Annotated in this window: 25 protein-coding genes and 2 tRNA genes; 12 read left to right on the top strand and 15 right to left on the bottom strand. The window is 66.8% G+C overall.

Features of this window, described 5'->3' with window-relative positions; genetic code table 11:
- Positions 1-4: 4 nt before the first annotated feature.
- The 3 genes from OB895_RS03155 to OB895_RS03145 are packed head-to-tail and all read right to left on the bottom strand — an operon-like array spanning position 5 to position 4,048.
- Positions 5-409: a GNAT family N-acetyltransferase gene (locus OB895_RS03155; RefSeq protein WP_194286028.1), complete on the bottom strand. Its 405-nt coding sequence runs from the start codon at positions 407-409 to the stop codon at positions 5-7.
- A gap of 55 nt (positions 410-464) precedes the next feature.
- Positions 465-2,300 (bottom strand): DEAD/DEAH box helicase, encoded by a 1,836-nt coding sequence (locus OB895_RS03150; RefSeq protein ID WP_228385696.1) that lies wholly within the window; start codon positions 2,298-2,300, stop codon positions 465-467.
- 47 nt (positions 2,301-2,347) lie between these two features.
- Positions 2,348-4,048, bottom strand: coding sequence for a long-chain-fatty-acid--CoA ligase (locus OB895_RS03145; RefSeq protein WP_042536744.1), 1,701 nt, complete (start codon positions 4,046-4,048; stop codon positions 2,348-2,350).
- 68 nt (positions 4,049-4,116) lie between these two features.
- Between OB895_RS03145 and gatC the strand changes: the two genes are divergently transcribed.
- From gatC to OB895_RS03115, 6 genes are read left to right on the top strand one after another with little or no spacing between them, the layout of a single operon-like run.
- Positions 4,117-4,416, top strand: a complete 300-nt coding sequence (gene gatC / locus OB895_RS03140; RefSeq protein ID WP_042536743.1) for an Asp-tRNA(Asn)/Glu-tRNA(Gln) amidotransferase subunit GatC — start codon at positions 4,117-4,119, stop codon at positions 4,414-4,416.
- Positions 4,413-5,930, top strand: a complete 1,518-nt coding sequence (gene gatA, locus OB895_RS03135; RefSeq protein ID WP_056376746.1) for an Asp-tRNA(Asn)/Glu-tRNA(Gln) amidotransferase subunit GatA — start codon at positions 4,413-4,415, stop codon at positions 5,928-5,930. The genes gatC and gatA overlap by 4 nt, the downstream gene beginning before the upstream one ends.
- On the top strand, positions 5,930-7,444 hold the full coding sequence (gene gatB / locus OB895_RS03130) for an Asp-tRNA(Asn)/Glu-tRNA(Gln) amidotransferase subunit GatB (protein WP_042536741.1): 1,515 nt from the start codon (positions 5,930-5,932) through the stop codon (positions 7,442-7,444). The genes gatA and gatB overlap by 1 nt, the downstream gene beginning before the upstream one ends.
- A gap of 47 nt (positions 7,445-7,491) precedes the next feature.
- The gene (dinB, locus tag OB895_RS03125; protein ID WP_079112761.1) at positions 7,492-8,748 is read left to right on the top strand and encodes a DNA polymerase IV; all 1,257 of its coding nucleotides are present in this window, start codon (positions 7,492-7,494) and stop codon (positions 8,746-8,748) included.
- Between the two features lie 37 nt (positions 8,749-8,785).
- Entirely contained in the window at positions 8,786-9,103 is a 318-nt protein-coding gene (locus OB895_RS03120; RefSeq protein WP_042536738.1) for a hypothetical protein, read from the top strand.
- Positions 9,087-9,668, top strand: a complete 582-nt coding sequence (locus tag OB895_RS03115) for a nucleoside/nucleotide kinase family protein (protein ID WP_042536736.1) — start codon at positions 9,087-9,089, stop codon at positions 9,666-9,668. The genes OB895_RS03120 and OB895_RS03115 overlap by 17 nt, the downstream gene beginning before the upstream one ends.
- 3 nt (positions 9,669-9,671) lie before the next feature.
- On the opposite strand, the gene OB895_RS03110 is transcribed toward OB895_RS03115, so the two are convergent.
- From OB895_RS03110 to orn, 6 genes are all read right to left on the bottom strand, one after another.
- Positions 9,672-10,163: a DUF2017 family protein gene (locus OB895_RS03110; RefSeq protein ID WP_042536734.1), complete on the bottom strand. Its 492-nt coding sequence runs from the start codon at positions 10,161-10,163 to the stop codon at positions 9,672-9,674.
- Positions 10,160-10,453 (bottom strand): ATP-dependent Clp protease adapter ClpS, encoded by a 294-nt coding sequence (gene clpS, locus OB895_RS03105; RefSeq protein ID WP_042536733.1) that lies wholly within the window; start codon positions 10,451-10,453, stop codon positions 10,160-10,162. The genes OB895_RS03110 and clpS overlap by 4 nt, the downstream gene beginning before the upstream one ends.
- A complete protein-coding gene (locus OB895_RS03100; protein ID WP_056376754.1) occupies positions 10,450-10,797 on the bottom strand; it encodes a metallopeptidase family protein in 348 nt (115 codons plus the stop codon). Before OB895_RS03100 ends, clpS begins: the two co-directional genes overlap by 4 nt.
- A 36-nt stretch (positions 10,798-10,833) precedes the next feature.
- Positions 10,834-11,463, bottom strand: a complete 630-nt coding sequence (locus OB895_RS03095) for a LysE family transporter (RefSeq protein ID WP_079112764.1) — start codon at positions 11,461-11,463, stop codon at positions 10,834-10,836.
- A gap of 115 nt (positions 11,464-11,578) precedes the next feature.
- A tRNA-His gene (locus OB895_RS03090) sits at positions 11,579-11,654 on the bottom strand.
- Positions 11,655-11,690: 36 nt separating this feature from the next.
- The gene (orn, locus tag OB895_RS03085; RefSeq protein ID WP_042536728.1) at positions 11,691-12,317 is read right to left on the bottom strand and encodes an oligoribonuclease; all 627 of its coding nucleotides are present in this window, start codon (positions 12,315-12,317) and stop codon (positions 11,691-11,693) included.
- Positions 12,318-12,376: 59 nt separating this feature from the next.
- On the opposite strand from orn, the gene OB895_RS03080 reads away from it, so the two are divergent.
- Positions 12,377-12,449, top strand: a tRNA-Arg gene (locus OB895_RS03080).
- A gap of 23 nt (positions 12,450-12,472) precedes the next feature.
- Here OB895_RS03080 and OB895_RS03075 read toward each other — a convergent pair.
- Complete coding sequence (locus OB895_RS03075; protein ID WP_052492803.1) at positions 12,473-12,742, bottom strand: hypothetical protein; 270 nt, start codon at positions 12,740-12,742, stop codon at positions 12,473-12,475.
- A 204-nt stretch (positions 12,743-12,946) separates the two neighbouring features.
- Here OB895_RS03075 and OB895_RS03070 point away from each other — a divergent pair, with 204 nt between their 5' ends.
- The 4 genes from OB895_RS03070 (at position 12,947) to OB895_RS03055 (ending at position 16,383) form a co-directional block, all read left to right on the top strand.
- Complete coding sequence (locus tag OB895_RS03070) at positions 12,947-13,489, top strand: single-stranded DNA-binding protein (RefSeq protein WP_311879007.1); 543 nt, start codon at positions 12,947-12,949, stop codon at positions 13,487-13,489.
- 85 nt (positions 13,490-13,574) lie between these two features.
- Positions 13,575-14,072 carry a DUF6993 domain-containing protein gene (locus OB895_RS03065; RefSeq protein ID WP_042536725.1) on the top strand — a complete coding sequence of 166 codons (498 nt, stop codon included), beginning with the start codon at positions 13,575-13,577 and terminating at the stop codon, positions 14,070-14,072.
- A gap of 136 nt (positions 14,073-14,208) precedes the next feature.
- Positions 14,209-15,888: an energy-dependent translational throttle protein EttA gene (gene ettA / locus OB895_RS03060; RefSeq protein ID WP_042536724.1), complete on the top strand. Its 1,680-nt coding sequence runs from the start codon at positions 14,209-14,211 to the stop codon at positions 15,886-15,888.
- A gap of 6 nt (positions 15,889-15,894) precedes the next feature.
- Positions 15,895-16,383, top strand: a complete 489-nt coding sequence (locus tag OB895_RS03055) for an acyl-CoA thioesterase (protein ID WP_311879005.1) — start codon at positions 15,895-15,897, stop codon at positions 16,381-16,383.
- Positions 16,384-16,399: 16 nt separating this feature from the next.
- Here the strand turns inward: OB895_RS03055 and OB895_RS03050 are convergent, their stop codons facing one another.
- Positions 16,400-17,287 carry an acyl-CoA thioesterase gene (locus OB895_RS03050; RefSeq protein ID WP_042536722.1) on the bottom strand — a complete coding sequence of 296 codons (888 nt, stop codon included), beginning with the start codon at positions 17,285-17,287 and terminating at the stop codon, positions 16,400-16,402.
- Between OB895_RS03050 and OB895_RS03045 the strand changes: the two genes are divergently transcribed.
- Entirely contained in the window at positions 17,177-18,004 is an 828-nt protein-coding gene (locus OB895_RS03045) for a DUF8185 domain-containing protein (RefSeq protein ID WP_376708826.1), read from the top strand. The genes OB895_RS03050 and OB895_RS03045 overlap by 111 nt on opposite strands.
- A 14-nt stretch (positions 18,005-18,018) precedes the next feature.
- Here the strand turns inward: OB895_RS03045 and OB895_RS03040 are convergent, their stop codons facing one another.
- The 4 genes from OB895_RS03040 to pepN all read right to left on the bottom strand — a co-directional run bounded on the left by OB895_RS03040 (position 18,019) and on the right by pepN (position 23,819).
- The gene (locus OB895_RS03040) at positions 18,019-19,677 is read right to left on the bottom strand and encodes an FAD-binding dehydrogenase (protein WP_042536718.1); all 1,659 of its coding nucleotides are present in this window, start codon (positions 19,675-19,677) and stop codon (positions 18,019-18,021) included.
- Positions 19,674-20,123 (bottom strand): globin, encoded by a 450-nt coding sequence (locus OB895_RS03035; RefSeq protein ID WP_311879002.1) that lies wholly within the window; start codon positions 20,121-20,123, stop codon positions 19,674-19,676. The genes OB895_RS03040 and OB895_RS03035 overlap by 4 nt, the downstream gene beginning before the upstream one ends.
- Positions 20,120-21,193 carry a mechanosensitive ion channel family protein gene (locus OB895_RS03030; protein WP_042536715.1) on the bottom strand — a complete coding sequence of 358 codons (1,074 nt, stop codon included), beginning with the start codon at positions 21,191-21,193 and terminating at the stop codon, positions 20,120-20,122. The genes OB895_RS03035 and OB895_RS03030 overlap by 4 nt, the downstream gene beginning before the upstream one ends.
- A gap of 73 nt (positions 21,194-21,266) precedes the next feature.
- Positions 21,267-23,819 carry an aminopeptidase N gene (pepN, locus tag OB895_RS03025; protein WP_042536714.1) on the bottom strand — a complete coding sequence of 851 codons (2,553 nt, stop codon included), beginning with the start codon at positions 23,817-23,819 and terminating at the stop codon, positions 21,267-21,269.
- Positions 23,820-23,910: the final 91 nt, after the last annotated feature.

Raw genomic sequence — 23,910 nt, 5'->3', positions numbered from 1 at the left:
GCGACTATGCCTCGGCGATCCGCTGGAGCAGCTTCGGAGATCCGGTGAACCCGAGCCGCTGATAGACCGAAACCGCGCGCTCGCTCGAGTGCACGGTGACCCTGGAGGCGCCGGCTCTGTGCGCATGGGTGGCAGCTGCGTCGACGAGTGCGGCGCCCACGCCGCCCCCACGGTGCTCGGGCATCACGAAGACGCTCTGGATGTCTGCCGAGAGGCGGTTGTTCGCACCAGGGCTGGGCACGCGCGGGAGCAGCGCGACCCATGCGGCACCCACCGTCGTGTCCTCGGTGAGGGCCACGAACGCGAAGTGGGTGGCCCGATGGGCTTCCCACCACGCCCCGAGTGCGTCCACGAACGAGTCGAACTCCGCGGTGTCGGCGTCGTCGCCGGCTCTGTCAATCCACTTCAAGCGCGCCAGGCCCCGAACATCCTCGGGGCCTGCGCGCTCGATGTGCATTGGTCGATCAGTCCTTGTGCCGCGGCTTGCGGAACGGCTTCTCGCCGCGCTCATCGGAGCGGGCCGGACGGTCCTCGCGGTCGTAGCGGGGGCGGTCGAAGCCGCCTCGAGCGCCGGCGTCGCGCGGGCCGTCGTTGCGTCGGGCTGCCGGACCACGGTCGGGCTTGATCTCGATCAGTCGACCAGAGATGCGGGTGTCCCTGAGCTTGTCGAGCACCGAGGAGTCGAGGTTGGCGGGAAGCTCGACGACCGTGAAGTCCGGCCGGATGTTGATGGCGCCGAAATCGTCACGGCCGAGGCCGCCCTCGTTCGCGAGCGCACCGACGATCTGACGCGGCTCGACCCGGTGACGTCGACCGACCTCGATGCGGTAGGGCTTGTAGTCGCCCCGTCCACGGCGCTCGCGAGGCTCGCGGGGCTCCCGCTGATCGCGGGTGTTGCGTTCCCGCGGCGGACGGTTGTCGAACTCGACGGCCTTCGTCAGCGGGTCATCCGACGGGTCGAGCAGCAGCGGAGTGTCGCCCTGCGCGACGACCGCGAGCGCAGCGGCCACATCGGCTTCAGGCACATCATGGTTGCGCACGTAGTGGGCGATGATGTCACGGAACTTCTCGATCCGCGGGCTGTCGCCGAGCGCGGTCGTGATCGCATCGTCGAATCGCGCGAGACGCGTGGTGTTGACGTCGTCCATGCTGGGCAGCTGCATCTGCGTCGGCTGCTGGCGGGTCGCCTTCTCGATCGACTTGAGCAGGTAACGCTCGCGCGGGGTGATGAAGCTGATCGCGTCGCCCTTGCGACCGGCGCGTCCGGTGCGGCCGATGCGGTGCACGTAGGACTCGGTGTCGGTGGGGATGTCGAAGTTGATGACGTGGCTGATGCGCTCGACGTCGAGACCTCGAGCGGCGACGTCCGTCGCGACGAGGATGTCGAGCTTGCCGTCCTTGAGCTGGTTGACGCTGCGCTCACGTTGCACCTGCGCCACATCGCCGTTGATCGCAGCGGCCGAGTATCCACGGGCGCGCAGCTTCTCGGCGAGCGTCTCGGTCTCGTTCTTGGTGCGGACGAACACGATCATGCCGTCGAAGTTCTCGACCTCGAGGATGCGGGTCAGCGCATCGACCTTCTGCGCGTACGACACCACGAGGTAGCGCTGCGTGATGTTGGTGCCCGTTGCGGTCTTCGACTTGATGCTGATCTCTTCGGGATCGCGCAGGTACTTCTGCGCGAGGCGGCGGATCTGCGGGGGCATCGTCGCGGAGAACAGTGCGACCTGCTTCTCGACGGGCGTCTGAGCGAGGATCTGCTCGACATCTTCCGCAAAGCCCATCTTGAGCATCTCGTCGGCCTCGTCGAGCACCAGGTACTGCAGCTGCGAGAGGTCGAGAGTGCCCTTGGCGAGGTGGTCCATGATGCGGCCGGGCGTTCCGACGATCACGTGGACGCCGCGGCGCAGCGCGGAGAGCTGCACGCCGTAGGCCTGGCCGCCGTAGACCGGCAGCATGTGCACACCCTTCATCTTCGAGGCGTAGGACTCGAAGGCCTCGCAGACCTGCAGTGCGAGCTCGCGAGTCGGAGCGAGCACCAGCGCCTGCGGAGTCTTCTGCGAGACGTCGAGGCGCTCCAGGACGGGGAGCGCGAAGGCCGCGGTCTTTCCCGTTCCTGTCTGCGCCATGCCGACGACGTCGCGGCCCGACAGGAGAGTCGGGATCGTCGCGGCCTGGATGGGGGAGGGGGTCTCGTAGCCGAGGTCCTTGATCGCCTTGAGGACGGGGCCGGTGATGCCGAGCTCCTCGAATCCAGGGGTCTCGGGGGCGTCGGTGGGCACAGCGTCTTCAGGGGTCACTGATCAAGGGTAGCGCGTCCCGGGTTCCCGCGCCTGTGAGGGCGCCCTCAGGCACCGGAGGTCAGCGCCAGGAGCTTCTCCCTGACCTGCCGGCGCAGGACCTTGCCGATCAACGATTTCGGAAGCTCATCCACGACGAAGATGCGCCGGGGCACCTTGTAGGGGGTGAGGATGCTGCGCGCATACTCGCGGATCGCCTCGACGTCCACCTCGGTTCCGGAGTCGATGACGATCGCCGCGACCACCTCCTCGCCGGAGTGATCGCTCGGCAGGCCGACCACCGCGGCGTCGGCGACCTGCGGGTGCTGACGCAGTGCGTTCTCCACCTCCGTCGGTGCGACATTGAAGCCGCCGGTGATGATGAGTTCCTTGATGCGGTCGACGATTCTGATGAAGCCCGCATCGTCGACCGTCACGATGTCTCCGGTGCGGAACCAGCCGTCGACGAAGACGGCCTCGGTCTCCTCCGGCTTGCCGTAGTACCCGGAGAACACCTGTGGACCGCGCACGAGGAGTTCGCCCGCTGCGCCGGGTTCGACATCGACGGTCGGGTTGTCGGGATCGACCACTCGGCATTCGGTGCCGGGCAACGGAAGTCCCACTGTTCCGGGCACGCGGTTGTCTGCGACCGGATTCGCCATCAGAACGGGGGAGCATTCGCTGAGTCCGTATCCCTCGACGAGGAAGCCGTTCGTGGCAGCCTCGAACGGCACCACCAGCTCGTGAGGGAGCGCCATGGCGCCGGAGATCGCGACCTCGATCCCGTCGAGGGACACGCCCTCGGCGTTCGCCGCGGCGAGCAGTCGATCAGCGATCGGGGGCACGAGCGGAAGGAACGTCGCCGGGTGCTTCTTCATCACACCGAGCACGAGGTCCGGATCGAACTTCGGGAAGAGCACGAGTCGTGCTCCCATCGACATCGCGAACGTCAGACACAGCGTGAGGCCGTAAGCGTGGAACATAGGCAGCACCGCGTAGACGACGCAGCCCTTGCCACGCTGGATGGACGGCACCCACGCCTGCGACTGGGCGGCGTTCGCGAGCAGGTTCCCGTGCGTCAGCGCCGCACCCTTGGGGGTTCCCGTGGTGCCCGACGTGTACTGGATGATGGCGAGGTCGCCGGTGGCCGGCTTCGGGTGCGTCGCCGAGATCGGAGCCGACTGCACCAGCGAGTCCCAGGCGACGGTTCCCCGGACGCGCTCGGTGAGCGCCGCGCGCGACTCTCTCGCTTTCGCCACAGGCAGTCGCAGAGCCACGCGGGTCAGAAAGGGCATCGCCCGGGTGACGTCCACGGAGATGAGGTTCGTCACCGCGAGATCGGCCGGGAACTCCTGCACCGTCGATACGACCTTGTTCCAGACGATCGCGTGCTTCGCGCCGTGGTCCTCGAACTGCTTGCGGAGCTCGCGAGGCGTGTAGAGCGGGTTGTGCTCGACGACCACGGCGCCCAGACGGAGCACGGCGTAGAACGCCACGATGTGCTGCGGGCAGTTCGGCAGCACGATCGCGACCGGATCCCCTGCGCGCACGCCGAGATCGCGCAGACCCTCGGCGGCGCGGTCGATCGCATCCTGCAGTTGCGCATAGGTCGTCTCACGTCCGAAGAACTGCAGTGCAGGGGCGTCGGGGTAATCGCGAGCGGATGCCGCGACGATGTCGACCAGCGATCCCGAGACGGGGGCGAGGTCGTCGGGGACGCCTTCCGCATAGCTGGCGATCCACGGGCGGGGAGGCTGGTACGGGCTCACCCGCCCAGCATAGGACCGGCACCGCCCGTCTGCGGGGAGACGACGAGCACGGCAACTAGACTTGGGACGTGTCTGAAATCACCCCTGATCTTGTGCGCCATCTCGGCGTGCTCGCGCGCATCCAGCTCAACGACGACGAGGTGACCCGGCTGACGGGCCAGCTCGATGCCATCGTCGACAACATCGCGAAGGTGTCTGAGGTCGCAAGCCCCGACGTCGCCGCGACGAGTCACCCGATCCCGCTGAGCAACGTCTACCGTCCCGATGTGGTGGGCGAGACGCTCACGCACGAACAGGTGCTCCAGAACGCGCCGGACCAGGCCGATGGCCGGTTCCGCGTCACCGCGATCCTGGGAGAAGAACAGTGAGCGACATCATCCGGATGACCGCAGCCGAGCTTGCGGACAAGCTCGCCAGCCGCGAGATCTCCAGCGTCGAGGCGACGCGCGCACACCTCGACCGCATCGCCGCCGTCGACGGCGACGTCCATGCCTTCCTCCACGTGAACGAGGGCGCGCTCGATGCCGCCGCAGCTGTCGACGCGAGGCGGGCTGCGGGCGAGGAGCTCGGCCCGATCGCCGGTGTGCCGCTCGCCATCAAGGACGTGCTTGTCACGACCGACCAGCCGACCACCAGCGGCTCGCGGATCCTCGAGGGCTACCGCTCGCCGTACGACGCCACCGTCGTCGCTCGATCGCGCGCGGCAGGGCTGATCCCGCTCGGCAAGACCAACATGGACGAGTTCGCCATGGGGTCGTCCACCGAGCATTCCGCATACGGCCCCACCCGCAACCCGTGGGACCTCGATCGGATCCCCGGTGGCTCCGGCGGTGGATCGGCCGCGGCCGTCGCCGCCTTCGAGGCTCCGCTGGCGCTCGGCTCAGACACCGGTGGATCCATCCGTCAGCCCGCGCATGTGACCGGCACGGTCGGCGTCAAGCCCACCTACGGCGGTGTCAGCCGCTACGGCGCGATCGCACTCGCTTCCAGCCTCGACCAGGTCGGACCGGTGACGCGCACCGTGCTCGACGCAGGTCTGCTGCATGACGCGATCGGCGGTCACGACCCGAAGGACTCCACATCGCTGCGCGACGAGTGGCCTTCGTTCGCGGATGCCGCCCGTGAGGGCGCGCGCGGAGATGTGCTCAAAGGCCTCAGGGTCGGCGTCATCAGGGAATTGCCCGACAGCGGGTTCCAGCCGGGCGTCGCCGAGTCGTTCCGCAGCGCTCTCGCGCTCATGGAGGCTCAGGGTGCAGAGATCGTCGAGATCGGAGCGCCCCACTTCGAGTACGGCGTCGCCGCGTACTATCTGATCCTCCCCGCCGAGGCATCCAGCAACCTCGCGAAGTTCGACTCCGTGCGCTTCGGTCTCCGTGTGACTCCTGATGGCAACCCGACCGTCGAGGACGTCATGTCCGCGACGCGCGACGCCGGCTTCGGCGACGAGGTCAAACGACGCATCATCCTCGGCACGTACGCACTGTCGGCGGGGTACTACGACGCCTACTACGGCAGTGCACAGAAGGTCCGCACGCTCATCCAGCAGGACTTCGCGAACGCCTTCGCGGAGGTGGACATCATCGCGACGCCGTCGGCACCGACCACCGCGTTCAAGATCGGCGAGAAGATCGACGATCCGCTGCAGATGTACCTCAACGACATCACGACGATCCCGGTCAACCTCGCCGGCGTCCCGGGCATCTCGATCCCGAGCGGCCTCGCGGCAGAGGACGGACTGCCCGTCGGCATCCAGTTCATCGCACCGGCGAGGGAGGACGCGCGACTCTACAAGGTCGGCGCTGCGGTCGAGACGCTCCTCGTCGATTCGTGGGGAGCACCGCTCCTCACGCGTGCACCCCAGCTCGTGGGAGGGACCCGCTGATGGCCACTGCCAAGCTCATGGACTTCGACAAAGCGCTCGAGCTGTTCGAGCCCGTTCTCGGATTCGAGGTGCACGTCGAACTCAACACCAACACGAAGATGTTCTCGGACGCGCCGAACCCGGCGAACGAGGCCTATCACGCGGCTGCGCCGAACACGCTGATCGCCCCGGTCGACCTCGGTCTGCCCGGATCGCTGCCCGTCGTGAACGAGACGGCGATTCGCTCATCGATCAGCCTCGGTCTTGCACTCGGCTGCTCGATCGCACCGTCGAGCCGCTTCGCGCGGAAGAACTACTTCTACCCCGACCTCGGCAAGAACTACCAGATCTCGCAGTACGACGAGCCGATCGCTTTCGAGGGTGAGGTCGAGGTCGAGCTCGAAGACGGAACCATCGTGCAGATCCCGATCGAGCGCGCGCACATGGAGGAGGACGCCGGCAAGCTCACTCACATGGGCGGATCCACCGGACGCATCCAGGGTGCCGAGTACTCGCTGGTCGACTACAACCGCGCCGGTGTTCCGCTCGTCGAGATCGTCACGAAGGTCATCTTCGGCACTGAGCACCGTGCCCCGGAGGTCGCCAAGGCCTATGTCGCGACCATCCGTGACATCGTCCGCAGCCTCGGGATCTCCGAAGCCCGCCTGGAGCGCGGCAACCTCCGCTGCGACGCCAACATCTCGCTGCGCCCTCGCGGCCAGGAGAAGCTCGGCACGCGCACCGAGACGAAGAACGTCAACTCGATGCGGTCGGTCGAACGCGCCGTGCGTTACGAGATCCAGCGTCAGGCGCAGATCCTCGCCGACGGCGGCACGATCACTCAGGAGACCCGGCACTGGCACGAGGACACGGGCACGACCTCGCCCGGTCGTCCCAAGTCGGATGCCGATGACTACCGGTACTTCCCCGAGCCCGACCTGGTTCCGGTGGAGCCTGCGGCCGAGCTGATCGAGGAGCTCCGAGCGCAGCTGCCCGAACAGCCGGTGGCGCGTCGGCGCCGCCTGATGGGCGAGTGGGGGTTCACCGACCTGGAGTTCCAGGACGTGCGGAACGGCGGCCTGCTGGAGGTCGTCGAGGCGACGATCTCGGCCGGAGCGACTCCTGCCACGGCCCGCAAGTGGTGGACGGGCGAGATCAGCCGCCTCGCGAACACGCAGGAGAAGGATGCCACGGAGCTGATCTCTCCTGAGAACGTCGTGGCGCTGCAGAAGCTCGTCGACGCCGGGACCCTCACCGACAAGCTGGCCCGCCAGGTGCTCGAGGGAGTCATCGCCGGTGAGGGGACGCCGCAGGAGGTCGTCGACGGCCGCGGACTCGCCGTCGTCTCGGATGACGGCGCGCTGATCGCCGCGATCGACGAGGCCCTGGCAGCTCAGCCCGACGTTCTCGCGAAGATCAAGGACGGCAAGGTCCAGGCAGCCGGCGCCGTCATCGGCGCTGTGATGAAGGCTATGAAGGGCCAGGCCGACGCAGCCCGGGTCCGCGAACTCGTTCTCGAGCGCGCTGCGCAGTGATCGGATCCCCCGGACCTCATGTCTGAGGTCCGGGGGAGAATGGTCTCATGGGACACGGTGACGGCAGAGGGCGCATCGTGTCGTCAGCCGATGCCGACGACACCGGCACGAGCATCCTGCACGTCGACATGGATGCGTTCTACGCCGGTGTCGAGGTGCTCGATGATCCCAACTTGCGCGGTCTCCCGCTGATCATCGGGTCGCCCGACGGCCGATCGGTGGTGTCCAGCGCCTCCTACGAGGCGCGCCGCTACGGCGTGCGTGCGGCGATGCCGGTGTCTCAGGCGCTGCGCTTGTGCCCGTCGGCGCGCGTCGTTCCTCCGCACTTCCATCGCTACCAGGCGGTCTCACGTCAGGTGATGGCGATCTTCGAGTCGTTCACGCCGTTGGTCGAGCCGCTGTCGGTCGACGAGGCCTTCCTCGATGTGCGCGGCGTCCGACGGCTCTGGGGCAGCCCTGCACAGATCGCGCACCTCGTTCGGCAGCGCGTCAGAGATGAGGTGGGCATCACCTGCAGTGTCGGCGTCGCAGCCACGAAGCATGTGGCGAAGATGGCCTCGACGATCTCGAAGCCCGATGGGATGCTCGTCGTCTCGGCATCCGACACGCAGGACTTCCTCGACCCGCGTCCGGTGCGCGCCATGTGGGGTGTGGGGCCGAAGGCGGCCGAGGCATTGGAGGGGCGCGGAATCCGCACGGTGCGCGACATCCGCACCTCGTCTCCGGCGATGCTCGACCGCGCCGTGGGGCCGGCTCTCAGCGCGCGACTCGCGGAGCTCGCTCGCGGCGAGGATCCCCGGGCAGTCGAGACGGAACGCGTCGAGAAGAGCGTCGGGCACGAGGAGACCTTCGACACCGACATCTCAGACAGGTCCTTCCTGAGAGCCGAGCTCCTGCGCCTCGCCGACCGCGTCGCAGCGCGCCTGCGGAAGGCGGAATGGGAGACGTCGACGGTCGCCATCAAGATCAGGTTCGACGACTTCCGCACCATCAGCCGTTCGCAGACGCTCCCGGAACCCACCGCGGTGGGCCAGCGTATCGGAGAGGCCGCCCAAGCGCTTTTCGACCAGATCGATCGACGGGATCCCGTGCGTCTGGTCGGAGTGCGCGCTGAGAAGCTGCGGCCGGCCGGCGGCGGCGGCTTCGGCCTCTGGGACGACGACGAGGACTGGAGGCGCGTCGAGGGCGCGGTCGACGATGCCGTCGCACGTTTCGGCACGGCCACGATCAGGCGAGCGAGACACATCGGGCGGGGCGACGGCCGTGGTGCTGCGCAACATCCCAGGGCGCACGGGCTCGATTGACCCTTCCCACGGCCGATTCCTGGGCTAGCGTGGAGCCATGCCCAACATTGCACTGGAACTCGGACAGCAGGCTGCCTCGTTCGGCGTGAAGAGCGCGTACGGCGAGCCGCAGGATATCGACGGCGTGAGCATCACTCCGGTGGCGTTCACCTACTCCGGCTTCGGCGGAGGAAGCGGTGACGGTGCCGAGGGCGGCGGAGGCGGAGGCGTGTCGGTCCCGGTCGGCGTCTACGTCCGTCGCGAGGAGGGGCTCCGGTTCGAGCCCAACATCGTGACGCTGCTCGTCGTCGCTGTGCCGTTCATCTGGGTGACCGGACGCGCTCTCTCTCGCATCATCCGTGCCCTCAAGAAGTAGTGACCCGGTCGCTGACGCCCTCGAGCGAGCTGCGGCCCTGATCGTCGACGACATCCACATGCTCGCGGCGGCGAACCCGGTCGTCCTGATCGACGGTCGCAGCGGAGCGGGGAAGACGACCCTCGCGCGCATGCTCGTCGAACGTTGGCCGATAGCAGGACGGGTGCAGCTCGTCGCACTGGATTCGATCTATCCGGGCTGGGACGGGCTCAGAGACGGAGTCGAACGCGCTCTGGACGGCATCCTCCGCCCGCACGGACGAGGGTATCTGGGCGAGTGGCGACGATGGGACTGGGGGAGCGGCAGCGAGGCCGAGATTCACGCGGTCGACCCGGCGCTCGGGGTGCTGATCGAAGGGAGCGGGATACTCACGCCCGACACGGCGGCGATTGCGGATGTGCGGGTCTGGGTCGAGTCCGCGGAGGTCGGTCGCAAGGCCCGAGCGCTGGCGCGCGATGGCGATACCTATCGTCCGCACTGGGATCGCTGGGCGCAGCAGGAAAGCGATCACATCGTGCGTGACGATCCGCGTGCGCTCGCGACCAGGGTCATCGAGGTGCCGTAGGTCTCAGAGGAGCTCGTCGGCCGCGTCGATCGTGAGTTCGAGGCGGTACCCCAGCCAGTCGTAGACGCCGAACCGCGGGTCGTCGGGGTCATGGTCATCGTCGCTCTCGATGCCGAGGCGCTCCGCGATCACGAGGCGCAATGCGGTGAGCGTGCGCAGCCATGCGTCGATGTCGGACGGAGGTATGTCGAGGTCGTGCTCCGCGAAGGCCTCGCTGTGTGACATCTCGGCGAGGTCACCGCGCATGCCTGCGAGTGCGGTGCGGACGATGTCCGCGTCCAGAGCGCGTCGGTCGAGCAGGTCTTCTCGCGTCGCATCCCGGAACGCGCGAGACGACTCCTCGTCCTCGGGGTAGGCATCGGGAACCAGGCGGCCGATCGCGGGATCCTCGACGTCGCGGGTCGCTCCCACGAGATCGCGGAAGTCGTCGACCAGCTGCGCGAGCTGCGCGCCCTCGACCCGAGCCATACGTATCCGCACCATCGGCTCGCTCATCCTTTGGCCTTTCGGACGGTCGCCCACAGGCCGTAGTCGTGCATCGCCTGCGCGTGCACCTCCATCGTCTCTCGCGGCCCTGTCGCGACGATCGCCTGGCCGTCGTGGTGCACCTGTCGCATGAGCACCGTCGCGCGCTCCAGCGAGTAGCCGAAGTAGGTGCGGAAGACTCGCACGACGTAGCTCATCAGGTTGACAGGGTCGTTCCACACGACGACCTCCCATGGTTCGAGCGGAGCTGCCGAGAGATCGACCGACTCTTCGACGTCGGGCGTGGCGAGGGGGCTCATGCCCACCCCAGCGTGTGGAGCTGCTCGTCGTCGATGCCGTAGAAGTGCGCGATCTCGTGCACCAGGGTCGTGTGCACCTCGTCGCGCAGTTCGTCGTCCGTCTCGCACGCTGCCAGATGCGGCTCGCGGTAGACGACGATCCGGTCGGGGAGCTCGCCGGAGCCGTACTGCGTGCGCTCGGTCAGGGCCAGCCCGTCGTAGAGCCCGAGCAGGTCCAGGCTTCCGTCCTCCGGACGATCCTCGACGACGAACACCACGTTCTCCAGCCCGTCGACCATCTCGTCGGGCAGCCGATCGAGCTCGTCGATCACGAGTTCTTCGAAGTCCGCAGCATCCATTTCCATCAGGTCCAGCCTATTGCCGGGCGGGGGAGCGAAGCGTCAGTGGAGGAAGACGAGGAGACCGGCGACGGCGATGAAGAGGACACCGAAGACGCTGTTGAGCGTCCGCTGTCCGCGCGCTGATCGTGTGAGGCTTCGGAAAGGCCGTGCCGCGGTGGCGAAGAACCCCCACATCACCACGATGTCGACGATGATGACCGTGACGATGAGAGTGAGGTATTGAGGGAGCTGTGGCTGATCGAGGCGGATGAACTGCGGGATGAACGCGAGGAAGAACACGATCGCCTTCGGGTTGAGGAGATTCACCCAGAACCCGCGTCTGATCATCGACCAGTGGCCCTCGTAGAGGTCGACCGTGGTCCCCTCATCAGCGGCAGGAAGCTTCGGCTTGGTGAGGATCAGACGTATGCCGAGGAAGACCAGGTATGCCGCGCCGGCGTATCGGATCACGTTGAACAGCACCTCAGACTGCGACACGACGAGTCCGAGGCCTGCCGCCACGATCACGACATGAACGATGAGAGCGAGCTGCTGCCCGAGGATTCCCCAGATCGAACGGCGCCAGCCCTGGCTCAGCGCGTTCGACATCGTGTTGATGGCGCCGGCCCCCGGCGTGAAGCTGATAACCACGCAGGCGGTCAGAAGTGAGAACCACACGGCGAGCGACACCCCGCAATCCTACGGGGGCCTCACCGTGCGTCGATCACCGTGGTTAGGGCCCGGAGCAGGAAGCGCTTCGTGACGCAGAGAAGGTCCGAGCCTTTCGACTCGGACCTTCTCAGAGTGGGGTGAGTAACGGGACTCGAACCCGCGACATCCGGCACCACAAGCCAGCGCTCTACCAGCTGAGCTATACCCACCATGTGCCGATCGCGATCGGCAACCAGACGAGTCTATTACATGTTCGGAGTGAACTCTGACACCGTGCGTGCGGCGATGTCGCGAGCATCGTCACTCGAGGGCCCCGGTTCGTCGACGAAGACCGCCTCGCGGTAGTACCGCAGCTCGCGAATGGACTCGAGGATGTCGGCGAGGGCGCGGTGTCCGCCGTCCTTCGCCGGCGCCTGGAAGAACACCCGCGGGTACCACCGCCGCGAGAGCTCTTTGATGCTCGAGACATCGACGTTGCGATAGTGGAGCCACTGATCGACCTGACTCATGTACTTGGCCAGGAACATCCGGTCTGTGCCGATGGTGTTGCCGGCGAGAGGAGCCTTGCGCTCGACCGGAGCGAATCGCTTGATGTAGGCGAGGGTCTGCGCCTCGGCCTCGGCCAACGATACGCCGTGGGGGATCTCGTTGATCAACCCCGACGTCTCGTGCATCTTCGTCACGAAGTCATTCATGTTCTCGAGTGCCGCGTCGCTCGGGCGGATGACGACCTGGAAGCCGGGGTCCACCGGACGGAGCTCGAAATCAGTGACGACGACGGCGATCTCGACGAGTTCGTCGACGGCCAGATCGAGACCGGTCATCTCACAATCGATCCATACGAGGCGGTCATTCTCTGAGGCAGATACCATTTCGCCATCCTATCGACGGCTCCGACATCCGAGTCTGGCGCGGTACGGTAGATGTGTGCGCCTCCGTAGCTCAGGGGATAGAGCAGGAGCCTTCTAATCTCTTGGTCGCAGGTTCGAATCCTGCCGGGGGCACGATCGCCTGAGCCGGGCAGTGCTCATCCGTTGCGGAGAGCGGCGACCGCGTCATCCGCGCTCCAGAAGTCGCCGACGAGTCGGAACGACGCCGTGGCGAGGTGCAGGCGCTCCGCCCGGTAGCGAACCCCGAGTGGATCCGGGATGAGGCGCAGGTGCCCGAGGACCCTCTCTCGCGCGTCGTGAACCCGCCACAGGTGGGCTGACGCGCGCACAAGATGCTCCTTCTTGGTCGACAGCTGCGGTGTCGCGTAGGGAACCTCGGGCGTGGACGTGATCAGGGTTGCAGACATCGAATCTCCTTTCATGATTCGAACGTATGACCGACCACCGACATTGCTGGCCAGACGTGACGACTGCCGGCGACGGAGTGGTTCTGCACATTCGCGCGCCGCTCCGAGTTGTTCAGGATGCCCGTGTTCTCGGCATCGGCGAGGTGGAGAGAGGACGCACTCTGAAGTGATCCGGACGCACGCTCCGGGCACAGAGGAGAGAACATGCATGACACAGTGACCATCGTCGGCAACGTCGCCACCGATCCCACTCAGGGGCGAACGACAGGTGGAGTTCCCGTCACGAACTTCCGACTCGCGAGCACGCACCGACGATTCGATGATGCGACCCAGACGTGGGTCGATGTGACGACGAACTGGTACTCGGTCGCGGCTTTCCGTCAGCTGGGCGAACATGCGAAGGCCTCTCTGCGGTCCGGTGACAGCGTGATCGTCACGGGGAGGATGAAGATTCGCGCCTGGGAGAACAACGGCAAGCAGGGCACGAGCGTCGACATCGACGCCGATGCGATCGGCCACGATCTCCGATGGGGGACGACGGCGTATCGCCGCAGCGCGCGATCGGGGGTCGATGCCCCATCCAGAACCGCTGCGACATCGGATCCGCACGATGACCCCGAGCAGCCTGCGCACTCGCGTGGTGACGGTCCGGACATCGACACGTCGTGGGCGGCGAAGGACGGCGCGCACTTGGGCACCGAAGACGGCCTCGCGGATTCTGCTGCCGCAGGGGCGAGCACGCTCTGAGATTCCTGGCCGATCGACGCCGGCGCACATGGCAGCCGTGAGCGCGCTCGGGCGCTGCGGGGGAGGACGCCCTTAGACTCAGTTCGTGCTTCGACGACCGGACTCCTCCGCATCGCGTGCGGCGATCGCGACCGGCGTCGCCACGACGCTGGCGCTGCTGCTGACCTCATGCGGTGCGCCCGCAACGCCCACACCGAAGCCGACGGATGCCGGAGTGAGCCCCAGTCCGTCGGCGTCTCCTTCGGGTTCCGCGTACGTTCCGGACGGCACCGCCGATGACAACCTGCCGCTCTTCGCGGCCGTGACCGCCGCGGTGTGGGCGTCAGACCAGAAGGTGTCGGGTCGTGCCTACATCGACGCCCTGATCGCCGCCGGGTTCGACCGCGCAGCCATGCAGGTCACACAGGACGTCTCGACCGTCGGCAACCCGGTGGAGAGCCTCATGTTCGCCGTGCGGTGGGGAGACACGGAGTGCCTCATAGGGCAGGTGGGCCCGTCGACGGGCGAGCCCGTCACGGTCGTCATGCCGCAACTGGCCGAGGGACGTTGTCTCGTCGGGACGACGCGAGCGATCGACTGGTGACCCGCCACGTGCGTGGCACGTGCGGCACCGCGCGCAACCGCGTCGTGGAGCTGGCATCCGGCTTCGGTAGCGGCCCCCGAGATCGCCGGTAGGCTGGAGTGTCGATCTTCGACGCCAACAGAAGGAGCGGTTTTCGGTGGCTGAGTACATCTACTCGATGGTTCGTGCACGTAAGGCGGTGGGTGAGAAGCTCATCCTCGATGACGTCACGATGGCGTTCCTCCCCGGTGCCAAGATCGGCATGGTGGGTCCCAACGGCGCCGGAAAGTCGACGATCCTCAAGATCATGGCCGGAATGGACACGCCGTCGAACGGCGAGGCGAAGCTGTCTCCCGGTTTCTCGGTCGGAATCCTGATGCAGGAGCCGGAGCTCGACGAGACCAAGACGGTGATCGAGAACATCCAGGACGGCATCGCCATCAAGGCGAAGGTCGACCGGTTCAACGAGATCTCCATGCTGATGGCAGATCCCGATGCCGACTTCGACTCCCTGCTCTCCGAGATGGGAACCCTGCAGGAGGAGATCGACGCGGCGGACGGCTGGGACCTCGATTCGCAGCTCGAACAGGCCATGGACGCCTTGCGCACGCCTCCCGGAGACGCGGCGATCGCTCCGCTCTCCGGAGGTGAGAAGCGACGCGTCGCACTCGCGAAGCTGCTCCTGCAGAAGCCCGATCTGCTCCTGCTCGACGAGCCGACCAACCACCTCGACGCGGAAAGCGTGCTCTGGCTCGAGCAGCACCTTCAGGCATACAAGGGCGCGGTCATCGCCATCACTCACGACCGGTACTTCCTCGACCACGTCGCCGAATGGATCGCCGAGGTCGACCGTGGCCGCCTGATCGGCTACGAGGGCAACTACTCGACCTACCTGGAGAAGAAGGGCGAACGCCTCGAGGTCCAGGGCAAGAAGGACGCGAAGCTCGCCAAGCGCCTCAAGGAGGAGCTGGAGTGGGTCAGGTCCAGCGCAAAGGGCCGTCAGACGAAGTCGAAGGCGCGACTCGCGCGGTACGAGGAGATGGCGACAGAGGCCGAACGCACCAGGAAGCTGGACTTCGAGGAGATCTCGATTCCTGCGGGACCGCGTCTCGGAAGCATCGTGATCGATGCGAAGAAGCTCCAGAAGGGCTTCGACGGCCGGGTGCTCATCGATGGGCTCAGCTTCAACCTTCCGCCGAACGGCATCGTCGGTGTGATCGGCCCCAACGGTGTCGGTAAGACGACCCTGTTCAAGACGATCGTCGGCCTGGAGCCGCTCGACGGCGGAGACCTCAAGATCGGCGAGACGGTCAAGATCAGCTACGTCGACCAGTCGCGCTCGAACATCGACCCCGACAAGACGCTGTGGGAGGTCGTGTCCGACGGTCTCGACGTCATCACGGTGGGCAAGACGGAGATCCCCTCACGCGCGTACGTCTCGAAGTTCGGTTTCAAGGGCCCGGACCAGCAGAAGAAGGCAGGCGTGCTCTCCGGTGGCGAGCGCAACCGTCTGAACCTGGCCCTCACGCTCAAGGAGGGCGGCAACCTTCTCCTGCTCGACGAGCCGACCAACGACCTGGACGTCGAGACGTTGAGTTCTCTCGAGAACGCGCTTCTCGAGTTCCCCGGCTGCGCAGTGGTCATCACTCACGACCGGTGGTTCCTCGACCGCATCGCGACCCACATCCTCGCGTACGAGGGCACCGACGAGAAGCCCGCTCAGTGGTACTGGTTCGAGGGCAACTTCGAGTCCTACGAGGAGAACAAGGTCCAGCGCCTCGGCGCCGACGCGGCCAAGCCGCACCGGTCGACGCACCGCAAGCTCACGCGCGACTGATCGCCGATGTCCGACCTGACACCGGGGCCCCGGCTGCACATCCCGATCCAACTCCGCTGGGGCGATCTGGACGCATTCAATCACGTCAACAACACCTCGATGCTGAAGCTCCTCGAGGAGGCGCGCGTACGCGCGTTCTGGCGTGCGGGTCCCGGTGAGCAGGCACCATCGACCGCTGTGCTCGATTCAGGCATCGACGAGGGCACGCTGACGCTCATCGCGCGGCAGGAGATCGAGTACCTCGCTCCGGTGCCGTACCAGCGTCGACCTCTCGAAGTGCAGATGTGGTTCGGCAAGCTCGGCGGCTCCAGCGTCGAGGTCTGCTACGAGGTGCACAACGACCCCGCAGCCGAGCCCCGCACGATCTATGCGCGGTCGACCGCGATCATCGTGCTCGTCGACGCCAAGTCGGGCCGTCCCACACGGCTCACGCAGGAGATGCGCGACGCGTGGGAGCCGTACGTCGGCCCCTCCATCGAGTACACCCACCGCTGAGCCGAAAGGCGCGGCATCAGGCCGGGGACGGCACCCTGACCATGATCTCCTGGGCGACAGAGGCGACCAGATCGCCCGACTGCGTGTAGATGCGTCCCTGAGCGAGGCCGCGGCCCCCGCGCGCGTTCGGCGATTCCTGCAGGTAGAGCAGCCACTCGTCGACGCGCGCAGGCCGGTGCCACCACATCGCGTGGTCGAGGCTCGCCACCTTCAACCCCGGGAGCCCCCAGTACACGCCGTGGGCGCGAAGGATCGATTCCTGGATCGTCATATCGCTGAGATACGCGAGAGCCGCCCGGTGAATGCGCTGGTCGTCGGGAAGCGGTGCCTTCATGCGCATCCAGACGCCCTGCTGAGGAACGCGGGAATCCGCGCTCGGCAGGAACATCGGTGAGTCGATGTGGCGCACGTCAGCAGCGCGATCGCTGAGCATCCGAACAACGCCGGGCGGCAGCCCGTCGACGCGCTGCTCGTCGGGCAGCAGAGAGTCCGGACCCGGAATTCCTTCAGGCATGGGAACCGCGTGCTCGATGCCCGGATCGTCGTCCTGGAAGGAGGCGATCATCGAGAAGATCGGCACACCGTTCTGATACGCCTGCGAACGACGGGTGGAGAAGGATCGGCCGTCGTGGATGCGGTCGACGGCGATCGTGATGCCCTGGCTTGCGTCGCCCGGCCGCAGAAAGTACCCGTGCATGGAGTGCACCGCACGATCCTCGGGGAGCGTCCGTTCCGCGGCGAGGAGGCTCTGAGCGAGCACTTGACCACCGTAGATCCGCCCGGAGGGCATCGGATGCGAAGATCCGGTGAAGATGTCTTCGGTGGTGCGGGCCTGAGTGGAATCGAGGTCCAGTACGTCGAGGAGTTGTTCGACGGTGCGAATCGCGTGGGCGTCGGCGGTCATGAGTTCCTTCCCGCGACGGCGGATGCCGCTGGCGTTGCTAGTTTAGAGGGTGTGCCCCACCAGCTTCTTCTTGCAGACGCCGAGACCGCGAAGGACGTACTGACCTTCCTCGGGCGAGCGACCCGAATCTCCGATGAGGGGGTTCGGCTGCAGGCGGCCAGAGGTGTTCTCGCGCTCACAGGAGCCGCTCTAGCGCCCCACGGTCTGTTCGATCAGACCCCGACAGTGCTGGCGATGCGCGTCGTGCAGGTGGATCCTGAGCTCGAGTGCGATGTCGTCGTCTCCTCGCTCACCGCGACAGACGATGACAGCGCGCTGACCCTGCCGGAGACAGGGCTCTCACCCGCGTGGGCCGGAGTCGCTCCACCGCGCGGCCACTGGCAGCCGACGTCGACCCTGGCGGCATCCGTCATCGCTCGACGCGCGCAGTGGGGGATCAGCGCAGTTGCGCGCGGAGCGACGCCCGGGTCCGGGGAGGAAGCCGTCAGAGCGCTTCGTGCAGCCATCTGGGGGGAGCCCGACGAGGATCTCGGCGGCCTGCCTCGCGGAGTCGCATTCGCGGCCGACGCGTTCGGCTTCATCTCCGGTGAGGAAGACGTTCCGGTGATGCAGTCGGGGCGGTGGACTCGACTCGCCTTCCGGCGCGGTCACGTTCTCGCTCGAGGACCCGTCGCGGCCGGTCTCACAGCTGTCAGGGGCACCGGCTCCGCCCAGTAGCGCGGAGCACGAGCTCAACGGGCGGCGGCGCGCCCGGCCTGGCGTCCCGAGAAGAGACACCCACCGAGGAACGTGCCCTCGAGCGCCCGGTAACCGTGCACACCGCCGCCGCCGAATCCGCTCGCCTCACCGGCGGCATACAGACCGGGGATCGGTTCGCCGTCGGCACCGAGAGCGCGGCCGTCGAGATCGGTGTTGATCCCGCCGAGTGACTTCCTGGTGAGAACGTGGAGTTTGACGGCGACGAGAGGGCCGGCTGCCGGGTCCTGAAGACGATGCGGAGCTGCGGTGCGGATCAGCTTGTCGCCACGGTAGCCGCGCATCGAACGCAGCATGCCGATCTGGGTGTCTTTCGTGAACTCGTTCTCCATCTCGAGGTCACGCGCGATCACCTCTCGTCGCACATGATCGATGTCGAGTGACTCTCCGCCGGGGTGCCGCTGCATCTGCTCGAGCAGCGATTCGAGGTCGTTCTCGACGATGAAGTCCTCTCCCTCGTCGAGGAACGCCTGCACCGGCCCCGTCGGGCCCTTGGCGAGTCGGGACTTCACGAGGAGCCCGACATCCTTGCCGGTGAGATCGGGGTTCTGTTCGCTTCCGGAGAGGGCGAACTCCTTCTCGACGATCTGGCGAGAGGTGACGAACCACGAGTGGTCGTGGCCGGTGCTGCGGAGGTGGGCGAGTGTGCCCAGCGTGTCGAAGCCCGGGAAGAGCGGCACGGGCAGTCTCTTGCCCGTCGCGTCCAGCCACAGCGAAGACGGGCCGGGGAGGATGCGGATGCCGTGCGACGGCCACACGGGGTTCCAATTCGTGATTCCCTCGACGTAGTGCCACATGCGGTCGCCGTTGACGAGACGCGCACCGGCAGACTCCGAGACGGCGTGCATCGATCCGTCCACATATGCGGGCACTCCCGTGAGCATGTGCTCAGGAGGCGCGCCCAAGGTTGCCGGCCAGGCAGCGCGCACGAGGTCGTGATTTCCTCCGATACCGCCGGAGGAGACGATCGTGGCGCCCGCGCTGATCTCGAAGTCGCCGATCGCGCGCCGCGTCGATTCGACGCCGCGAGCGGCGGGGCTCGACTCCAGGATCGTGCCGCGCGCGCCGGTGACGGCTCCGTCGGTGGTGATCAGCTCCGTCACGCGATGGCGGGGGAGGATCGTGATCCGTCCCTCGCGTTCGCCCTGCTCGACCGCGGCGGCGAACGGCGCGACGACACCCGGCCCGGTGCCCCAGGTGATGTGGAATCGAGGGACGGAGTTGCCGGGACCGAGCGCACCGTAGCCTCCGCGTTCGGCCCAGCCGACCACCGGGAAGAAACCCACTCCGCGTTCGCGCAACCACGAGCGCTTCTCTCCGGCCGCGAACTGCAGATAGGCCTCGGCCCACCGACGCGGCCAGTGATCCTCGGGGCGGTCGAACGATGCGGTCCCGAACCAGTCCTGCGTGGCGAGGGCCAGCGAATCGCGAATGCCCATCCGCCTCTGCTCGGGAGAGTCGATGAAGAACAGGCCGCCGAACGACCACCATGCCTGCCCGCCGAGGTTGGTGCGCGGCTCCTGGTCGACCAGGATCACACGACGACCGGCATCCAGCGCCTCACCCGCTGCGACAAGACCGGCGAGCCCCCATCCGATGACCAGTACGTCTGCAGACAGGGGCGTGTTCGTCATGTGCTCTCCGTTGATTCCTGACGTGATCGCGTCTCGAGCGTGGGGCGCCCGGCCGAGGGTGCGCCGATGCCGGACGGCTCGAATGTGTTCACCATGGCATACGCGGCGCGTTCGAGGTAGTCCCACAGCGTCGATTCGTGGAGTGGCGACAATTGCGCCTCGTCCAAAGCCATTCGCATGTGCCGGAGCCACCTGTCACGAGCGTCGGGGTCGACGTGGAACGGCATATGACGCATCCGCAGGCGTGGGTGTCCGCGCGTCTCCCCATAGGTCGTGGGGCCACCCCAGTACTGCTCCAGGAACATCAGCAGTCGCTCCTCGGCAGGGCCGAGATCCTCTTCGGGGTACATCGGCTTCAGGACCGGGTCCAGGGCGACCTCGCGATAGAAGACCGACACGATCTTCGCGAAGGTGTCGTGCCCGCCGACCTCGTCGTAGAACGTCACTTCTGGGAGCTCCCGTCATCGTTCGTCTTCTTGCGCCGCCAGATTCCACGATCCGGGATGACGGGAACGCCGGTGACGGCGTTCGGACGTGTCTTGGGGGGATTGGCACCCCGAACGCGACGGGCGCCCTCGAGCCCGGTGGGGACGACGGTGGTCATGCTCGGGAGGAGGATCTCGTTCTCGAGCATCGCGGCCCGTAGGCGCTTACGCAGCTCCTGCGCGACGTCGTCCTTGGCGTTGGCACGAGCCTTGATGACGAGCCGCACGACGAGGGCGTCGCCGTCGATCGACTCGAGGCCCCAGAGCTCGGGCTTCTCGATGATGCGGGTGCGCCACTTCGGATCCTTCGCGAGAGCCTGAGCCGTGTCGAGCATGATCTGCTCGACCTTCTCGAGATCGGCGTCCACCGGCACGCCGAGATCGATGATCGCCCTGGCCCAGCCCTGCGACATGTTGCCGATGCGAAGCACCTCGCCGTTGCGGACGTACCAGAGCGTGCCGTTCACGTCGCGCACCTGCGTGATGCGCACGCTCACGTATTCGACCACGCCCGAGGCGAGGCCGAGATCGACGACATCGCCGATTCCGATCTGGTCCTCCGCCACGATGAACATGCCGTTGAGCACGTCCTTGACGATGTTCTGAGCGCCGAAACCGAGACCGGCGCCCACAGCAGCAGTGAGGAGTGTCAGCGAGCCCAGGAGCGTCGGCGCGAGGTGATTGACCACGAGCACGATCGCGATGACCACCAGCATCACGTTGACGATGTTCTGCAGGATGGTGCCGAGAGTCCGCGTGCGTTGCACGAGACGCATGTCAGCGAGCGGCGAGCGTTCCAATGCCTGAGTGTCGTCGACGGCCGCTTTGTTCTTCGCGCTGTCGACGATGCGATGCACGACGCGGCGGATGACCACGCGGAGCAAGAGAGCGATGAGAACGCAGCCGGCGATGATCGCGACCACTCCGAGCGCCTGCAGGCCCACATCGCGCAGCACCGTGACGACGTCCATCCACCAGGAGGGGAGAACGGTCTCTGCGGGGTCGGGCGTCGTGTCGAATGGCTGCATCATCCCCTCCAGAGTAGCGATCAGGCCTCTGCGCGGGCTGGACGCATCGCGCAGAGGCCTGATGGGAGAAGCGGGCTCAGTCCTCCGCGTCGCGGGACTGCGCAGCGAGCGAGCGCTCGACGTCGGCGAGGTTCTCGAGCACCAGACGGCGCAGCGCCGGTGCCGCGTCCTGGTTGGCCGACAGCCACGCGCGTGTCGCGTCGCGCAGTTCGACATCGGCGATGGCCGTGGGGAACAGGCCCACGATCAGATACTGCGCGATCTGGTAGCTGCGGGACTCCCAGATCGGCACCAGCATGTCGAAGTACGCGGGCACGAACTCGCGAAGAGCCTCGGCGCCGGCCGGGTGCACGAAGCCGAGCGCGGCAGACCGCACGATCGTGTTCGGAGCGTCGTCGCGTTCGATCAGCGACGCCCACGCCGCCTTCTTCGAGGCGGAGTCGGGCAGCGCCGCACGTGCCTGCGCGGCGAACTCGCCGCCCTTCGACGTGTTGTCAGACGCGAGCGCGGCATCGATGGATGCCGCATCCGTCGCGCCGATCGTGGCGAGTCCGACGAGCAGCTGCCAGCTGAGGTCCGCGTCGATCTCGAGGCCCGGGAGCGTCTCCTCGCCGGAGCGCAGGCGCCCCACGATGCCCGCGTGCTCGGGAGTGACCAGGGCGTTCGCGAAGGCCGTCACGAACTGGAGCTGGCTGTCGCTGCCCGATTCGGCGGCTTCTGCAAGAGCCCAGAGTCCGTCTGCGACCTTCTGGCGAGCGGCGAGACGAGCCTCTGGCCTGACATAGAGCGTGGCGGCGGTGCGCAGCTGCGCGAGCGTCGTGCGGACCGTGGTCGACTCGGTCTCGCGGCCGATGTTGCCGAGCACCAGGTCGATGTAATCGGAGGCCGCGGTCTCGGCGTCGCGGGTCTGGTCCCAGGCGGCGCCCCAGACGAGGGAGCGCGCGAGGGGGTCGCTGATGTCGGCGAGGTGTGCGATCGCGGTGGCGAGGGAGCGCTCGTCGAGGCGGATCTTCGCGTAGGCGAGGTCGTTGTCGTTGAGCAGCACGAGGTCGGGACGCGCGAGGCCATGCAGCTCGGGAACCTCGGTGCGGTCTCCGTCGACGTCGACCTCGGCGTAGTGCGAGCGCACGAGTGCGCCGTCCTGGAGGTTGTAGAACCCGATGCCGAGCCGGTGCGGACGGATGGTCGGGTAGTCGGCCGGAGCGGTCTGCGTCACGGCGAATCGTGTGATGGTGCCGTCCGAGTCGTCTGCGATCACCGGTTCGAGCGTGTTCACGCCCGCGGTCTCGAGCCACTTCTTCGACCAGGTGCTCAGATCGCGTCCGCTGGTGGCTTCGAGCTCGGTGAGAAGGTCGCTCAGCTCGGTGTTCCCCCACGAGTGCTTCTGGAAGTACTGCGAGACGCCGGCGAAGAACGCCTCGATGCCCACCCAGGCGGCGAGCTGCTTGAGAACCGAGCCGCCCTTCGCGTACGTGATGCCGTCGAAGTTCACCTGCACGTCTTCGAGGTCGTTGATCTCAGCCACGATGGGGTGGGTCGAGGGAAGCTGATCCTGGCGGTAGGCCCAGGTCTTCTCCATCGCGTTGAAAGTGGTCCACGCCTCGGTCCACTCGGTGGCCTCCGCGGTCGCGATCGTCGACGCCCACTCGGCGAACGACTCGTTCAGCCAGAGGTCATTCCACCACTTCATGGTCACGAGGTCGCCGAACCACATGTGCGCGAGCTCATGCAGGATCGTGACGACGCGGCGCTCCTTGACGGCGTCGGTGACCTTGCTGCGGAACACGTACGTCTCGGTGAAGGTGACCGCCCCCGCGTTCTCCATCGCACCGGCGTTGAACTCGGGGACGAAGAGCTGGTCGTACTTCGCGAACGGGTAGGGAACGCCGAACTTCGACTCGAAGTACGCGAAGCCCTCGCGCGTCTTGTCGAAGATGTAGTCGGCGTCGAGGTGCTGCCACAGGCTCTTGCGTCCGTAGACGCCGAGCGGGATGACCCGGCCCGAGGAGCTGGTGAGCTCGGAGAACGTCGCCTCGTAGGGGCCTGCGACCAGGGCCGTGATGTACGACGAGATGCGCGGCGTGGGCTCGAAGCCCCACGTCGCGACCGAGTGGTCGTCGTGGACGATGGGCTCGGGCGTGGGGGAGTTCGACACGACCTTCCAGGACGCCGGTGCCGTCACCGTGAACTGGAACGTCGCCTTCAGATCGGGCTGCTCGAACACGGCGAACACGCGCCGCGAGTCGGGGACCTCGAACTGGGAGTAGAGGTAGACCTCGCCGTCGACAGGGTCGACGAAGCGGTGCAGTCCCTCGCCGGTGTTGGTGTAGAGGCAGTCCGCGTCGACCACGAGGACGTTCTCGGCCTGCAGGCCGGCGAGCGCGATGCGCGAGTCGGCGAAGACCTCGTCGGGGTCGAGCTGCTCTCCGTTCAACGAGATCTCGCGCACGTCGCGTGCGATCAGGTCGATGAAGGTGATGCTCTCCGGCGTCGCGGTGAACCGGACGACGCTGCGGGAGCCGAAGACCTCCGCACCCTTCGTCAGGTCGAGCGAGACTTCGTACGACTGGGTGTCGATGACGTCGCGGCGCTCCTGCGCTTCGATGCGGGTGAGGTTCTCTCCAGGCACAGCTGTACTCCCAGGGGTGAGGGGATGCTGCCGCAACCCAGCGCAGTTGGCGCCCACGGCAACCATGACAGCCTACGCCAGCACGGCGGCC

It is taken from the genome of Microbacterium forte (assembly GCF_031885415.1).
Lineage (GTDB): Bacteria > Actinomycetota > Actinomycetes > Actinomycetales > Microbacteriaceae > Microbacterium > Microbacterium forte.
Note: the sequence above shows the minus strand (reverse complement) of the source record. Positions and strands in the feature narration are given on the sequence as shown.

Excerpts from the sequence above, each read along its gene's own strand:
- OB895_RS03030 (WP_042536715.1), bottom strand. The coding sequence starts at position 21,193 with ATGATGCAGCCATTCGACACGACGCCCGACCCCGCAGAGACCGTTCTC.
- OB895_RS03050 (WP_042536722.1), bottom strand. The coding sequence starts at position 17,287 with ATGACCGCCGACGCCCACGCGATTCGCACCGTCGAACAACTCCTCGAC.
- gatB (WP_042536741.1), top strand. The coding sequence starts at position 5,930 with ATGGCCACTGCCAAGCTCATGGACTTCGACAAAGCGCTCGAGCTGTTC.
- clpS (WP_042536733.1), bottom strand. The coding sequence starts at position 10,453 with ATGAGCCCCCTCGCCACGCCCGACGTCGAAGAGTCGGTCGATCTCTCG.
- OB895_RS03110 (WP_042536734.1), bottom strand. The coding sequence starts at position 10,163 with ATGAGCGAGCCGATGGTGCGGATACGTATGGCTCGGGTCGAGGGCGCG.
- dinB (WP_079112761.1), top strand. The coding sequence starts at position 7,492 with ATGGGACACGGTGACGGCAGAGGGCGCATCGTGTCGTCAGCCGATGCC.
- OB895_RS03040 (WP_042536718.1), bottom strand. The coding sequence starts at position 19,677 with ATGACGAACACGCCCCTGTCTGCAGACGTACTGGTCATCGGATGGGGG.
- orn (WP_042536728.1), bottom strand. The coding sequence starts at position 12,317 with ATGGTATCTGCCTCAGAGAATGACCGCCTCGTATGGATCGATTGTGAG.
- OB895_RS03045 (WP_376708826.1), top strand. The coding sequence starts at position 17,177 with ATGCGAAGATCCGGTGAAGATGTCTTCGGTGGTGCGGGCCTGAGTGGA.
- OB895_RS03070 (WP_311879007.1), top strand. The coding sequence starts at position 12,947 with ATGCATGACACAGTGACCATCGTCGGCAACGTCGCCACCGATCCCACT.
- OB895_RS03075 (WP_052492803.1), bottom strand. The coding sequence starts at position 12,742 with ATGTCTGCAACCCTGATCACGTCCACGCCCGAGGTTCCCTACGCGACA.
- OB895_RS03055 (WP_311879005.1), top strand. The coding sequence starts at position 15,895 with ATGTCCGACCTGACACCGGGGCCCCGGCTGCACATCCCGATCCAACTC.
- OB895_RS03100 (WP_056376754.1), bottom strand. The coding sequence starts at position 10,797 with ATGGAAATGGATGCTGCGGACTTCGAAGAACTCGTGATCGACGAGCTC.
- OB895_RS03120 (WP_042536738.1), top strand. The coding sequence starts at position 8,786 with ATGCCCAACATTGCACTGGAACTCGGACAGCAGGCTGCCTCGTTCGGC.